General features: G+C 71.3%; 16 protein-coding genes. 13 read left to right on the top strand and 3 right to left on the bottom strand.

Features of this window, described 5'->3' with window-relative positions; genetic code table 11:
* Positions 1-9 precede the first annotated feature (9 nt).
* Positions 10-756 carry a bifunctional 1-(5-phosphoribosyl)-5-((5-phosphoribosylamino)methylideneamino)imidazole-4-carboxamide isomerase/phosphoribosylanthranilate isomerase PriA gene (gene priA, locus VFZ92_RS11535; RefSeq protein WP_330875849.1) on the top strand — a complete coding sequence of 249 codons (747 nt, stop codon included), beginning with the start codon at positions 10-12 and terminating at the stop codon, positions 754-756.
* Positions 757-952: 196 nt separating this feature from the next.
* Here priA and VFZ92_RS11530 read toward each other — a convergent pair whose 3' ends face one another.
* Together VFZ92_RS11530 and VFZ92_RS11525 are read right to left on the bottom strand one after the other, a co-directional pair.
* Positions 953-1,690, bottom strand: coding sequence for a Clp protease N-terminal domain-containing protein (locus VFZ92_RS11530; RefSeq protein WP_330875848.1), 738 nt, complete (start codon positions 1,688-1,690; stop codon positions 953-955).
* Between the two features lie 32 nt (positions 1,691-1,722).
* A complete protein-coding gene (locus tag VFZ92_RS11525) occupies positions 1,723-2,103 on the bottom strand; it encodes a PPOX class F420-dependent oxidoreductase (protein ID WP_330875847.1) in 381 nt (126 codons plus the stop codon).
* A 278-nt stretch (positions 2,104-2,381) separates the two neighbouring features.
* On the opposite strand from VFZ92_RS11525, the gene hisF reads away from it, so the two are divergent.
* The 3 genes from hisF to hisI are packed head-to-tail and all read left to right on the top strand — an operon-like array spanning position 2,382 to position 3,873.
* Positions 2,382-3,155, top strand: a complete 774-nt coding sequence (hisF, locus tag VFZ92_RS11520) for an imidazole glycerol phosphate synthase subunit HisF (protein WP_330875846.1) — start codon at positions 2,382-2,384, stop codon at positions 3,153-3,155.
* Entirely contained in the window at positions 3,152-3,532 is a 381-nt protein-coding gene (locus VFZ92_RS11515) for a hypothetical protein (RefSeq protein ID WP_330875845.1), read from the top strand. Before hisF ends, VFZ92_RS11515 begins: the two co-directional genes overlap by 4 nt.
* Positions 3,529-3,873: a phosphoribosyl-AMP cyclohydrolase gene (gene hisI, locus VFZ92_RS11510; RefSeq protein WP_330875844.1), complete on the top strand. Its 345-nt coding sequence runs from the start codon at positions 3,529-3,531 to the stop codon at positions 3,871-3,873. The genes VFZ92_RS11515 and hisI overlap by 4 nt, the downstream gene beginning before the upstream one ends.
* Here hisI and VFZ92_RS11505 read toward each other — a convergent pair.
* Entirely contained in the window at positions 3,870-4,484 is a 615-nt protein-coding gene (locus VFZ92_RS11505; RefSeq protein WP_330875843.1) for a TetR/AcrR family transcriptional regulator, read from the bottom strand. The two genes, hisI and VFZ92_RS11505, sit on opposite strands and share 4 nt — an antisense overlap.
* Positions 4,485-4,591: 107 nt before the next feature.
* On the opposite strand from VFZ92_RS11505, the gene VFZ92_RS11500 reads away from it, so the two are divergent.
* The 9 genes from VFZ92_RS11500 to lgt all read left to right on the top strand — a co-directional run bounded on the left by VFZ92_RS11500 (position 4,592) and on the right by lgt (position 13,492).
* Positions 4,592-6,139: an anthranilate synthase component I gene (locus VFZ92_RS11500; RefSeq protein ID WP_330875842.1), complete on the top strand. Its 1,548-nt coding sequence runs from the start codon at positions 4,592-4,594 to the stop codon at positions 6,137-6,139.
* Between the two features lie 16 nt (positions 6,140-6,155).
* Entirely contained in the window at positions 6,156-6,629 is a 474-nt protein-coding gene (locus VFZ92_RS11495) for a Trp biosynthesis-associated membrane protein (protein ID WP_330875841.1), read from the top strand.
* 232 nt (positions 6,630-6,861) lie between these two features.
* The gene (trpC, locus tag VFZ92_RS11490; protein WP_330875840.1) at positions 6,862-7,671 is read left to right on the top strand and encodes an indole-3-glycerol phosphate synthase TrpC; all 810 of its coding nucleotides are present in this window, start codon (positions 6,862-6,864) and stop codon (positions 7,669-7,671) included.
* Between the two features lie 18 nt (positions 7,672-7,689).
* Positions 7,690-8,940 carry a tryptophan synthase subunit beta gene (gene trpB, locus VFZ92_RS11485; RefSeq protein WP_330875839.1) on the top strand — a complete coding sequence of 417 codons (1,251 nt, stop codon included), beginning with the start codon at positions 7,690-7,692 and terminating at the stop codon, positions 8,938-8,940.
* A complete protein-coding gene (gene trpA, locus VFZ92_RS11480; protein ID WP_330875838.1) occupies positions 8,937-9,728 on the top strand; it encodes a tryptophan synthase subunit alpha in 792 nt (263 codons plus the stop codon). The genes trpB and trpA overlap by 4 nt, the downstream gene beginning before the upstream one ends.
* Before the next feature lie 209 nt (positions 9,729-9,937).
* Complete coding sequence (locus tag VFZ92_RS11475; protein WP_330875837.1) at positions 9,938-10,720, top strand: NAD(P)-dependent oxidoreductase; 783 nt, start codon at positions 9,938-9,940, stop codon at positions 10,718-10,720.
* Positions 10,721-11,261: 541 nt separating this feature from the next.
* Positions 11,262-11,567 (top strand): hypothetical protein, encoded by a 306-nt coding sequence (locus VFZ92_RS11470; protein ID WP_330875836.1) that lies wholly within the window; start codon positions 11,262-11,264, stop codon positions 11,565-11,567.
* Between the two features lie 263 nt (positions 11,568-11,830).
* Positions 11,831-12,283 carry a type II toxin-antitoxin system PemK/MazF family toxin gene (locus VFZ92_RS11465; RefSeq protein ID WP_330875835.1) on the top strand — a complete coding sequence of 151 codons (453 nt, stop codon included), beginning with the start codon at positions 11,831-11,833 and terminating at the stop codon, positions 12,281-12,283.
* Between the two features lie 72 nt (positions 12,284-12,355).
* Positions 12,356-13,492 carry a prolipoprotein diacylglyceryl transferase gene (gene lgt, locus VFZ92_RS11460; protein ID WP_330875834.1) on the top strand — a complete coding sequence of 379 codons (1,137 nt, stop codon included), beginning with the start codon at positions 12,356-12,358 and terminating at the stop codon, positions 13,490-13,492.
* The last annotated feature ends 1 nt before the right edge of the window (position 13,493 follow it).

Genomic DNA, 13,493 nt, shown 5'->3' with positions numbered 1-13,493 from the left:
CTGAATGGCGTGACATTCACGCTGCTCCCGGCCGTTGACGTGGTGGACGGCCGTGCCGTTCGGCTCGTCCAGGGCGAAGCCGGCACCGAGACCAACTACGGCGAACCGCTCGACGCCGCCCTCGCGTGGCAGCGCGACGGCGCCGAGTGGGTGCATCTGGTCGACCTCGACGCCGCCTTCGGTCGCGGCAGCAACCGCGAGCTGCTGGCCAGGGTCGTCGGCGAACTCGACGTGAACGTCGAGCTGTCCGGCGGCATCCGCGACGACGAGTCGCTCGCCGCCGCGCTGTCGACCGGCTGCGCCAGGGTCAACCTGGGCACCGCCGCGATCGAGAACCCCGACTGGTGCGCGAAGGTCGTGGCCGAGCACGGCGAGAAGATCGCCGTCGGCCTGGACCTGCGCATCACCGAGCGCGGCCACCGCGTGTCCGGCCGGGGCTGGACCACCGACGGCGGTGACCTGTGGGAGGTGCTGGAGCGGCTGGACCGCGACGGCTGCGCCCGCTACGTCGTCACCGACGTCGGCCGCGACGGCATGCTCCAGGGCCCGAACATCGACCTGCTGCGCGACGTCTGCGCCCGCACCGACGCCCCGGTCATCGCGTCCGGCGGCGTGTCCAGTGTGGACGACCTGGTCGCGCTCGCCTCGCTGTCCCGCGACGGCGTCGAGGGCACGATCATCGGCAAGGCCCTGTACGCGGGCAACTTCACCCTGCCGGAAGCCCTCGCCGCGGTGCGCGCCTCCGCCGAGATCTGACCCGTCCGGCAGTTGTCATCCCGTGGGATGGTTTTCGACCATCCCACGGGATGTTGTCCGTTGAGCGGTCCTCTCGCCACCGTGAGGACATGCCTCTCCCCACCTCCGCGGTTCTGGCCACCGGGTCCGGCAGCCCCGACCGCGCACACCCGGTCCTCCCCTCCGACCGCGGGGCGGGTGGGTGGTGACCGACTGCTCAGGCTCCCGGAAGCGGCCGCTGCCGCGCACGGCTGATGGCCGCGTCGATCTCCCCGACGATGTGGACCTCAGCCGCCTTGCGCTCGACCCCGGTCCCCGCCAGCACCTCGGCCGCGGTTCCCGCGCCTTCGGCCAGCAGGCCGAGCAGCAGGTGTTCGGTCCCGACGAAGGTGTGCCCGAGCCGTAGCGCCTCCCGCACCGCGAGTTCCAGCGCCTTCTTGCAGTGCGTGGTGAACGGCTGCTGCTCGGACGGCTGCTTGCTGGTCTTGTCCAGCTTCAGCAGCAGGGTCATCCGCGTGGTGCCCTCCGACGCCTCCAGGTGGTGGATCGTCTTCGCGCCCAGCCCGTGCGACTCGTCGAGCAGCCCGAGCAGCAGGTGCTCGGTGCCGATGGTCTCGCTGAACCGCGCGTGGTGCCGAGCCAGCACCACCACCCGCCGCGCCCGCTCGGTGTACCGGTCGAACGAGGGCTTCGACAGCGCCTCGACGTCGGGCGACTCCCGCGGCACGAACCGCTTCTGCGCCGCCTGCTTGCTCACGCCCAGGCTCTCGCCGATGTCCGTCCACGAGGCCCCCGACCGCCGCGCCTCGTCCACGAAGTGCCCGATCAGGTGATCACCGAGTTCGTCGAGCTGGCGGCTCAGCAGCACCGCGGTCGTCAACCGGTCGAGCACCGCCGTGTGCTCCGACGCGACGGTGACGATGAGATCCGTGAGTTGAACGGGTGCCGCAATCATCCGTCAACTCTAGGTTGACGGATGAATCCTCGTCAACCCTCGGTTGACGTCACGATGGAAATGCCGATCGATCCGGTGCGTCCACGCCTGAGCTTGCTGCCCCACAGCGTCAACTTCCCGGCGACGCCGTACTTCTTGCCGATCAACCCACGCACCCGGTCGGTTTGCTCCTGGTCCATCAGCGAGGCCCGCGCCCCCACCGGCTCCCCGGTCGGGTTCCCCCGGATGTCACAGGGCCCGACCAGCACCTTCCCGTCCCGCCGAATCCGCTTCACCTTCCCGCTGTCGGTGGCGGACCACGCGGCCAGCCCGTCCCCGTCCCGCACCACCCACACGGGGGTGGGCACGGCCCGACCGTCCTTGCGGAACGTCGTCAACAACAGGTACTTGCCATCACCGAGGTCACCGATCACCCCTCGGACACTAGTGGCACCCCGGACCTCGGGACGGTGGTGAAACCGGTTCTCCCGCCACGACTGTCCCCAAGGGCGACCCCTGTGCGATCCGCACGACGTCGCGGGCGGTGTCGTCGCTCCGCGCAGTCGTGCGCCCGGTCCACTCGACGAACCGGGCGTCGCGGTGGTCGCCGTCCCCGGTCTTCGCGGGGGTGACCCCTCGGTCGGTCCGGACCTGGAGGACTTCGTACCCGCCCTCACCGACCTGCCGTCCGCCTGACCGTAGGCTGGTCGGCATGTCCGTCGCTGTCCGTGTGATCCCCTGTCTCGACGTCGACCGAGGCCGGGTGGTGAAGGGCGTCAACTTCACCAACCTCGTCGACGCGGGAGACCCGGTCGAGCTGGCTCGCGCCTACGACGCCGAAGGCGCGGACGAGTTGACCTTCCTGGACGTCACGGCGTCCTCTTCGGACCGCGGGACGACGTTCGACGTCGTCCGCCGCACGGCCGAGCAGGTCTTCATCCCGCTCACGGTCGGCGGCGGCGTCCGCAGCCCCGACGACGTCGACAAGCTGCTCCGCGCGGGCGCGGACAAGGTCGGGGTCAACACGGCGGCGATCGTGCGGCCGGAGCTGCTGGGCGAGCTGTCGCAGCGGTTCGGGGCGCAGTGCATCGTGCTGTCCGTGGACGCGCGGCGCGTGCCGGAGGGGGAGCGGCCGACCCCGTCCGGGTTCGAGGTGACGACCCACGGCGGGCGCAAGGGCACCGGGATCGACGCCGTCGAGTGGGCCGCGCGCGGTCAGGAGCTGGGGGTCGGCGAGATCCTGCTGAACTCCATGGACGCCGACGGCACCAAGGTCGGGTTCGACCTGGAGCTGCTGCGCCTGGTCCGCGCGGTCGTGGACGTGCCGCTGATCGCGAGCGGCGGCGCGGGCGCGGTTGACCACTTCCCGCCCGCCGTCGAGGCCGGGGCCGACGCGGTGCTCGCCGCGAGCGTGTTCCACTTCGGCCAGCTGAGGATCTCCGAGGTCAAGGACGGGCTGCGCGCGGCCGGGGTGGTGGTCCGGTGACGCGGAACCCCTCCGCGCCGCCGGAGGTGCTCATCTCGGCGGCCGTCGCGGCCGGTGGAGCGCTGCTGTTCCTGCTGGTGGGCGTCGTGAAGTGGCAGGTCGACGGCGACGTGGTCTGGGTGCGGTTCCCGGCGGTCGTGGCCGCGCTGGAACTCGTCGTCGCGGCCGGTCTCGTGATCGGGTTCCGGCCGGCGCGGGTCACCGCGATCATCCTGTTCCTGCTGCTCGCGCTGGTCCACCTGCTCGCCACGCTCAACGACGGCCCGGTGTGGGCGCGCGTCATCACGGGCGTCCTGTCGGCCGCGCACGTCTACGGCGTGGTGCTGCTCAACACGGCCCCGGCGCTGATCCACCTCAAACGCGGAGGAAACCGGTGACCGAACTCGACCCCGCCATCGCCTCCAGGCTCAAGCGCACCGCCGACGGGCTGGTGTGCGCGGTCGCGCAGCAGCGCGGCACGGGCGAGGTGCTGATGGTGGCGTGGATGGACGACGCCGCGCTGCACGAGACGCTGACGACCCGGCAGGCGGTGTACTTCTCCCGCAGCAGGCAGCAGCGCTGGCGCAAGGGCGACACGTCCGGCCACACGCAGTACGTGCACGAGGTGCGCCTGGACTGCGACGGCGACGCCCTGCTGCTCGTGGTCGACCAGACCGGCGCGGCCTGCCACACCGGCGACCGCACCTGCTTCGACGCGGACGTGCTGCTGGAGGACTAGTCGATGTCGCCGGTCAGGTAGCGCTGGAGGGTCGGCCCGACGGCCGCGACGACGGTGTCGACGTCGGCCGAGGCGAGCGGTTCGAACTTCACCACGTACCTGACCATGCCCATGCCGATGACCTGCGACGCGCACAGCGAGGCCCGCAGGTCGACCCGGTCGACGTCGAGACCCTCGGTGATCCTGCCGAACACGTTGTGCAGGAAGAACTCCCGCAGGGCGTTCGCCACGCCCTCGTGGCTGGTCACGCTGCGCACGATCGCGGCGAACGGGCCTCCGCCGGTGGCGTCCCAGATGGTGGTGAAGTTGCGCGCGATCCGTTCGCCGATCTGCTCCGGCGGCCCGTCGAGCAGGCGCGCGACCAGCACGGTCGGGTCGAACGGGAGCTTGAGGACGGCCTGCGCGAACAGGTTCTCCTTGCCGCCGAACCAGTGGTTGACCATCGCGGCGTCGACCCCCGCCCTGGCGGCGATGGACCGCACGGTGGCACCCTCGTACCCGCGGGCGATGAACACCTCGCGCGCCGCGTCGAGCAGCACGGTCCTGGTGTCCTCGCCGCCCGCCCGCCGCCCGCGGCGCTTGGGCTCCGCCTGCTCGCTCGCTGTGGTCACGGCACCATCATCCCGCCGTCCGGACCAAATTTCAACAAGCGATGAAATCTGCGTCTGCCCGAAGCCCTGAAGAGGGCTCGTATAGGTCTTCACGGCAGAATGGCCGAATGGTCAGCGTCATCGGAGCCGGTGCAGGCTCGGGTCTGGGCGAAATCAGCCCCACCCGTGAGGAATTCCGCGAGCTCGCCGCCGATCGCCGGGTCATCCCGGTCGTCCGACGGCTCCTCGCCGACGCGGAGACGCCCGTCGGCCTCTACCGCAAGCTCGCGGGGGACCGGCCGGGCACGTTCCTGCTGGAGTCCGCCGAGAACGGCCGGTCGTGGTCGCGCTGGTCGTTCGTCGGCGCGCGCTCCTCGGCCGCGCTCACGGCCACCGGTGGCGAGGCCTACTGGACGGGCGTGCGCCCGGTCGGCCTGCCCGAGGGCGGAGACCCGCTCCAGGCGCTGCGCGAGACCATCGAGGTGCTGCGCACCGACCGCATGCCCGGCATGCCCCCGCTGACCGGCGGCATGGTCGGCTACATCGGCTACGACGCCGTGCGCAGGCTGGAGAAGCTGCCGACGCTGGCCGAGGACGACCTGAAGGTCCCCGAACTGGTGATGCTGCTGGCCACCGACCTGGCCGCGCTCGACCACCACGAGGGCACCGTCACGCTCATCGCGAACGCCCTGAACTGGGACGACTCGACGCACAACATCGACGCGGCCTACGACGACGCCGTGGCCCGCCTCGAACAGATGACGCTGGACCTGCAGAACCCGGCGCCCGCGACGGCCGCTGTGTTCACCCGCCAGCGACCGGAGTTCACCCGCAGGCGCACGCCCCAGGAGCACCACGACGTCATCGAGAAGGCCAAGGCCGCGATCCGCGCGGGCGAGGCGTTCCAGGTCGTGCTGTCGCAGCGGTTCGAGATGCGCACGGACGCCGACCCGCTGGACATCTACCGCGTGCTGCGGACGTCCAACCCCAGCCCGTACATGTACCTGCTGCGCCTGGAGGGCTTCGACATCGTCGGGTGCAGCCCCGAGTCGCTCGTGACGGTCCGCGACGGCAAGGCGACGACCCACCCGATCGCGGGCACCCGCTGGAGGGGCGTGGACGAGGAGGAGGACGCCGTCCTCCAGAAGGACCTCCTCTCCGACGAGAAGGAGCGCGCCGAGCACCTCATGCTCGTCGACCTCGGCCGCAACGACCTCGGCCGCGTGTGCAGGCCGGGTTCCGTGACGGTCGTGGAGTTCTTCAAGGTCGAGAAGTACAGCCACGTCATGCACATCGTGTCCACCGTGACGGGTGAACTGTCGGACGGGAAGACGGCGTACGACGCGGTCGCGGCCTGCTTCCCGGCGGGCACCCTGTCCGGCGCGCCGAAGCCGCGCGCGATGGAGCTGATCGAGGAGCTGGAACCGACCCGGCGCGGCCTCTACGGCGGCGTCGTCGGCTACCTGGACTTCGCGGGCGACGCGGACACCGCCATCGCCATCCGGACCGCGCTGGTGCGCGACGGCGTGGCGTACGTGCAGGCGGGCGGCGGGATCGTGGCCGACTCCGACCCGGTCTCCGAGGACAACGAGTGCCTGAACAAGGCCGGGGCCGTCCTGGCCGCCATCGCCACCGCGCAGACGATGAAGCCCGCCGCGAGTCCGACGAGTGTTTAGGCGTCCACTGTGGATCGTGGTGCTCCTCCTGCTGCTGGGGGCGCTCGCGCTGTGGGGGGCCTCCGGCCTGACCTGGGTCACCGAGTCGGTGCAGCGCCCCGGAGCCGCGGCGACCGCGGTCGACAGGTCCGGGGCCGACGTAGTGCCCGAGCTGGTGCCGCTGGCCGTGCTCTGCGCGGCCGCCGTCGCCGCCGTGGTGGCCCTCTCGGGCTGGGTTCGGCGGGTGCTGGGCGGGATCGTGCTGGTCACCGGCCTCGGCGCGGTGTGGTTCGCGCTCGCGGCGCCGGGCGGCCCGGTGCCCAAGGGGCTGGTCGTGCTCGGTGCGCTGCTCGTGGTCGCCGCGGGCGTGCTGCTGCTGGTGCGCGGGCAGGCCATGCCGCGCCTGGGCGGCAGCTACCAGACGCCCGCCGCGGCGAAGCGCTCCACGGACCCGGACAAGGACCTGTGGCGTGCGTTGGAACGCGGCGACGACCCCACCGATCGGGGCTGACCCGTGGCTGACGAGGTGCTGACACGCCTGCGCCGCACGTTCGCGCACGTCGTACCCGTGGGTGCCTCGCGGAGCAGCCCCGATCGTGCCACCCCGGTGGCCGGTCGGGTTGTCCGGCGGGGTTAGCATCCTTGCGGCGGGAAGGGGATCGTGACGTGTGCGAACTTGCGACCGATGTAGTTGGCAGTGAGGCACCGAGTACCGGGCCGGCGAGCAAGTGCGAGGTGTCCGGGTGACCGTTCTCGAATCGATCATCGAAGGCGTTCGTGAGGACCTCGCCGTCCGCGAGGCCGCTCTTCCGTTTCCCGAGCTGCGCGCGCGCACCACGAAGGTCGCGCCGCCCCAGGACGTGATGTCCGTCCTGCGTGCTCCGGCCGTCGGCGTGATCGCCGAGGTGAAGCGGCGCAGTCCGTCCAAGGGTGACCTGGCGGCCATCCCGGAGCCCGCGGACCTGGCCGTGGCCTACGAGGCCGGTGGCGCCAGCGTCATCAGCGTGCTGACCGAGAGCCGTCGTTTCGGCGGGTCGCTGGAGGACTTCGACGCGGTGCGCGCGGCGGTCAAGATCCCGTTGCTGCGCAAGGACTTCATCGTCAGCCCGTACCAGGTGCACGAGGCGCGCCTGCACGGCGCCGACCTGGTGCTGCTGATCGTGGCCGCGCTGGAGCAGAACGCCCTGATCGCGCTGCTCGACCGGGTCGAGTCGCTCGGCATGACCGCGCTCGTCGAGGTGCACACGGCCGAGGAGGCCGACCGCGCGCTGGAGGCGGGCGCGAGCGTGATCGGCGTCAACGCGCGCAACCTGCACACCCTGGAGGTCGACCGGGACACGTTCGGGCGCATCGCGCCGGGGCTCCCGTTCGAGACGATCAAGATCGCCGAGTCCGGTGTGCGCGGGCCGGGCGACCTCATGTCGTACGCGGGCCACGGGGCCGACGCGGTGCTGGTCGGCGAGGGTCTGGTCACCGCGCCCGACCCGAAGGTCGCCGTGAACAAGCTCGTGACGGCGGGTTCGCACCCCGCCTGTCCGCGCCCGAGTCGCTAAGCAACCCTGGAGGATGGCATGTCGCCAACCGGCACCGTGGGCAGCGGTCAGTTCGCGCCCACGCCGCACGATCCCGACGAGCGGGGGCACTTCGGCCCCTGGGGCGGTCGGTACATGCCGGAGGCGCTCATCGCCGCGGTCGACGAGCTCGCCGTCTTCTACGAGAAGGCGCGCGTCGACCCGGACTTCCTCGCTGAGTTCGCCAGGCTGCTCAAGGACTACGCGGGTCGTCCGTCGCTGCTGACCGAGGCGAAGAAGTTCTCGCGGCACGCGGGCGGCGCGCGGGTCTTCCTCAAGCGGGAAGACCTGAACCACACCGGCTCGCACAAGATCAACAACGTGCTGGGCCAGGCGCTGCTCACCAAGCGCATGGGCAAGAAGCGCGTGATCGCCGAGACCGGCGCGGGCCAGCACGGCGTCGCGACCGCGACCGCGTGCGCGCTGATGGACCTCGACTGCGTCGTCTACATGGGCGAGGTCGACACCGAGCGGCAGGCGCTCAACGTCGCCAGGATGCGCCTGCTCGGCGCCGAGGTCATCCCGGTCAAGACCGGGTCGCGGACGCTGAAGGACGCGATCAACGAGGCGCTGCGCGACTGGGTCGCCAACGTCGACGACACGCACTACCTGCTCGGCACCGCGGCGGGCCCGCACCCGTTCCCGCTGCTGGTGCGCGACTTCCACCGGATCATCGGCATCGAGGCGCGCGCCCAGATCCTGGAGCAGATCGACCGGCTGCCGGACGTCGTCGCCGCGTGCGTCGGCGGCGGCTCCAACGCGATCGGCATCTTCCACGGCTTCATCGACGACCCGTCGGTCCGCCTGGTCGGCCTGGAGCCCGGCGGCGACGGCATCGACACCGACCGGCACGGCGCCACGCTCACCAAGGGCCTGCCCGGTTCGCTGCACGGCGCCATGTCCTACGTCATGCAGGACGAGGACGGCCAGATCACCGAGGCGCACTCGATCTCGGCCGGTCTGGACTACCCCGGTGTCGGCCCCGAGCACTCCCACCTCAAGGACATCGGCCGCGCCGAGTACCGGCCGGTCACCGACGCGGAGGCCATGGAGGCGTTCGCCCTGCTCTCGCGCACCGAGGGCATCATCCCGGCCATCGAGTCGTCGCACGCCCTCGCGGGTGCGATGCAGCTCGGCAAGGAGCTGGGCGAGGACGCCGTCATCCTGGTCAACCTGTCCGGCCGCGGCGACAAGGACATGGACACCGCCGTGAAGTGGTTCGGCCTCGGCGTCGAGGGGGAGACGGAATGAGCAGGCTAGCCCCGGTCTTCGACCAGTGCCGCGCGGAGGACCGCGCCGCCCTGATCGGCTACCTGCCCGCCGGCTACCCGACCGTGGAGGGCTCGAAGGACACCCTCCGCACGATGGTCGACTCCGGCTGCGACCTGGTCGAGGTGGGTCTCCCGTTCTCCGACCCGGTGATGGACGGCCCGACCATCCAGGTGGCCGCGGAGCAGGCGCTGCGCGCGGGCTTCCGGGTGCGCGACCTGTTCGGCGTCGTCGAGTCGGTCGCGGCGGCGGGCGGCAGGGCCGTGGTCATGACGTACTGGAACCCGGTCCTGCGCTACGGCGTGGCCGAGTTCGCCCGCGACCTGGCCTCAGCGGGCGGCCTGGGCCTGATCACGCCCGACCTGGTGCCCGACGAGGCCGCGGACTGGATCGCCGCCGCGGAGGAGCACGACCTGGACCGGATCTTCCTCGTCGCGCCCTCGTCCACGGAGGAGCGGATCGACCTCACCTCGAAGTCCTCGCGCGGGTTCCTCTACGCGACCTCGGTCATGGGCGTGACCGGAGCCCGTGACGTCGTCTCCAACCTCGCTCCCGCGCTGGTCAAGCGCGTGCGTGAGCACACTGACATGCCGGTGGGAGTGGGCCTGGGCGTCCGTTCGGGCGCGCAGGCGGCGGAACTGGCCGCGTTCGCCGACGGCGTCATCGTCGGCTCGGCGTTCGTCACGGCCGCGGCGGACAGCCCGGCGGCGGTGCGCGCCCTGACCGAAGACCTGGCCACGGGCGTACGCAGCGCGGTAGCACCAGCCTGACCAGCGGAGAACGCCGTCCCACGTGTGAACGAGGGGCGGCGTTCTCGCATTTCTGAACCCCGATCGGGTGAACAGCCACGAGCAGGCCGCAAAAGCTCCCGAAATTGTCGGTACCCCTGCGGACAGTGGACCCATGACCACCACACCCCTGCTCCTGCTGATCCTGGTCCCCTTCCTCCTCCTGCTGCGCGGCTGGAAGGGTTCGGGCCGTGAACACCGAATTGGGAACCGTCGTGGTGACGGGAGCGGCAGGCCAGGTAGCCCGTGCGGTCCGAGCCGGACTGCACGGCGTGGCGAGCCGGGTCGTGCTGGCCGACCTGGCGGAGGTCGCAGGCCTTGGGGAAGCTGAGGAGTCCCTGGTCCTGGACGTGCGCGACGAGGCGGCGGTGGTCGCGGCCCTGGCGGGAGCGGACGCCGTGGTCCACCTGGGCGGCATCCCGGACGAGGCACCGCTACCTGACCTGCTGACCAGCAACGTCCTGGGCACCCACCACATCCTGGAGGCCGCCCGCCTCCACGGCCTGCGCCGCGTGGTGCTGGCGAGCAGCAACAGGCTGACCGGCTTCTACCCGACGACGCAGGTGGTCTCCCCAACCGACACCCCACGCCCGGACGGCCTGTACGGCGTCAGCAAGGTAGCGGTGGAAGCCCTGGCCAGGCTGTACGCGGACAAGTTCGGCGTCTCCGTGGTCTGCCTGCGCATCGGCAGCTTCGAGGCGGAACCATCAGAACCCCGCCACCGAGCGACCTGGCTGAGCCCGAGGGACTGCACGGGCTTCATCAACGCCGCCCTGACCACCCCGAACCTGCACTTCGAGACGGCGTACGCGGTCTCGGCCAACACCAACCGCTTCTGGGAACTCTCACCAACACTCGGCTACACGCCGGTCGACAACGCCGAGACGTACGGCATCGAAGGCGAGTTCGAGGGCGTCCAAGGCGGCACCTACGCGGGAAAGACCTACACCCTGCCCCACCTGAACCACAGCTGACCCAACACCCACTCCACCACCACCCGCCACCTGGCACCCACCACCCGGCACCCACCCGCCCACCACCCGCACCCACCACCACCCGCCCACCACCCGGCACCCACCACCCGGCACGGGCACGGGCGCGGGCCAGCACAACACCGCCGAAGCGAAGCGAGAACAGCCACCAAGCGACGGCACAGAACCCAGCCGCACGCCTGCCTGCTCGCGCAGCCAGCCAGCCCGCCTGCTAGCCCAGTTGGCCCGCCCGCCTACTCGCCCAGATGCCTACTCGCCTGCTTACCTACCTACCCGCCCGCCCCGCCTATCCTCCTGCCTGCCCGCCCGCCCGCCTGCCTGCTCGCTCGCCAGCCGGCCGGCCTGTCTGCCTGCTCGCACAGCGCTCGCTTACCCGTCCACCTACCCACCTACCCACCTACCCGTTTACCTGCCTGCTTGTGCCCGCTCACCTACCTGCTCGCACAGCGGCTGCCTACCCACCGCAACCGAACCACCGCTCAAGCGGGGCCGCACGCAACCGGGTCTGCTGATGGGCGGCGGCTTGAGCAGCGGACTTCCGCACAACCACGCCCACAGCGACGACTGGGGTGCCTTCTGGTCGGCGTCGACCGGCTGGCGGCGCGACGTCTACCTCCCCGACGCCGAGCACATGAGCTTCACGGACGCGCAGGCGCTGCTGCCCCGACTCGGCCGCGACGCCACCGCGATGATCGGCACCATCGATCCGGAGCGCAGCCTCGCCGCGCAGCGGGTGTACATCGCGGCGTTCTTCGACCTGCACCTGCGCGGCAGGCAGACCGCGGTCTTCGACCGGGCCGCCCACCCGGACGTGCTGATCATTCCTTGATCACCGGTTTCCTCGACAGGCCTGCCACGCCGCCGCCCGCTGCCCGCCGGTGTGCTGACCGTGGCAGGTCTGCCGGTGATCAGCGAGCGCCTCGGGGGCGGCCGCACCGCGCCCGGCGCGTTCGACCACCCCCGGTCCGGTCGCGGCCCGCACGGGGTGCACACCGGGTTCCAGAGCACCAGACCCCCCGCCGATCGGTGCGCCGCCCGTCCAACGGCCAGACTGGCCCCGGTCCCCACCAGCACCCGGACAGCGGAGCACCGATGACCCCCTGGTACCTCCTCGCGGCAGCGGCAGTGGCCGCCGCGGCCCTCCTCGCCGCCCTCCTCGTCCGCAGGACCCGCGGGCCGGGCGCGCTCCAGTCCTCACCCCCGGACGACTCGTGGCTGACCAGACCGCAACCGGGTGACATCTGGTGGGCCGACGTCCCCTTCCGCGACGGCGACGGGGCCAAGGTCCGCCCGTGCGTGGTCCTCCGCACCTACCCCAGGCGCGTGGACGTCCTCCGCATCACCAGCCAGGACAAGAGCGACCGCTTGGACCACCTGCGCATCCCGACCAGGTCCTGGGACCCGAAAGCGACCCACGACAGCTTCGTGGACCTCTCCGAACCGTTCCGCCTCGCCGACCGCGCCTTCACCCGCAAGGCCGGTCGCATCGCCTCGACCTCGTGGAAGACAGTCCGCGACCAGCACCCCACCGGCTGGGCGCGCTGACGAAGGCACCACGGCGATAACGAATGGGGACTCTGACGTGGTCCTGACGCGCTACCGGCTACGGTGGTCGCCGTGGTGACGACGTACGCGGCCAGCACGTTCCTGGCGACGATCCCGAGCCCTTCGCAGGGCGTCTGGCAGCTCGGCCCGATTCCGCTGAGGGCCTACGCCCTCTGCATCATCGCGGGCATCATCGTGGCGATCTGGTGGGGCGAGCGCCGGTTCGTCGCGCGGGGCGGTCCCGCGGGCGCGGTGACGGACATCGCGGTGTTCGCGGTGCCGTTCGGCCTGGTCGGCGGCCGTTTGTACCACGTGGCGACGGACTACCCGAAGTACTTCGGCGAGGGCAAGAACCCGCTGGAGGCGCTCGCGATCTGGAAGGGCGGCCTCGGCATCTGGGGCGCCATCGCGCTCGGTGCCGTCGGTGCCCTGATCGCGTGCCGCAGGCGGGGCATCCCGCTGCCCGCGATGGCGGACGCGCTCGCGCCCGGCATCGTGCTGGCGCAGGCCATCGGCAGGCTCGGCAACTACTTCAACCAGGAGCTCTACGGCGGTCCCACCACGCTGCCGTGGGGTCTGGAGATCTACGAGCGCGTCGACCCGGTGACCAAGATCAGGGACGACCTGGCCGGCGTGGCGATCGACCACACCCCGATCGACATCGTGCACCCGACGTTCCTGTACGAGCTGCTGTGGAACGTCGGCGTCGCCATCCTGATCGTGTGGGCGGACCGGAAGTTCCGGCTCGGCCACGGGCGGGTGTTCGCGCTCTACGTCGCCGGCTACACGGCGGGCCGGTTCTGGATCGAGCTGATGCGGACCGACCCCGCGACCCTGGTGTTCGGCCAGCGGATCAACGTGTGGGTGTCCGTCCTCGTGTTCATCGGCGCGGTGGTCGCGTTCGTCCTGGCGAAGAGCCGCGGTCCGCGCGAGGACCTGACGCTGATCCCGGCGTTCGACGCGGACAAGTCCGCCGCCGCGTCCACGCGCAGGACCGCGCACAAGACCACGCACAAGATCACGGACGAGACCGCGGACGGGACCGTCGCCGACCCCACCGACGCCGACCTGGCGGAGAAGGCGCACGGCGAGCCGGTCGTGAAGGCCGACCAGGAAGCCGTGACGGTGCCGGACACCAAGCCGGAGCCGGTCGCGAAGTCCGAGGAGAGGCCCTCCGAGGACATGCCGTCGGCGGAGAAGTCGGAGTAAC

Origin of the sequence: Umezawaea sp. (assembly GCF_036375055.1) — a bacterium.
Lineage (GTDB): Bacteria > Actinomycetota > Actinomycetes > Mycobacteriales > Pseudonocardiaceae > Umezawaea.
Note: the sequence above shows the minus strand (reverse complement) of the source record. Positions and strands in the feature narration are given on the sequence as shown.

Coding starts and splice junctions, on each gene's coding strand:
- VFZ92_RS11530 (WP_330875848.1), bottom strand. CDS start 1,690: ATGATTGCGGCACCCGTTCAACTCACGGATCTCATCGTCACCGTCGCG.
- hisF (WP_330875846.1), top strand. CDS start 2,382: ATGTCCGTCGCTGTCCGTGTGATCCCCTGTCTCGACGTCGACCGAGGC.
- VFZ92_RS11500 (WP_330875842.1), top strand. CDS start 4,592: ATGGTCAGCGTCATCGGAGCCGGTGCAGGCTCGGGTCTGGGCGAAATC.
- trpB (WP_330875839.1), top strand. CDS start 7,690: ATGTCGCCAACCGGCACCGTGGGCAGCGGTCAGTTCGCGCCCACGCCG.
- trpA (WP_330875838.1), top strand. CDS start 8,937: ATGAGCAGGCTAGCCCCGGTCTTCGACCAGTGCCGCGCGGAGGACCGC.
- VFZ92_RS11465 (WP_330875835.1), top strand. CDS start 11,831: ATGACCCCCTGGTACCTCCTCGCGGCAGCGGCAGTGGCCGCCGCGGCC.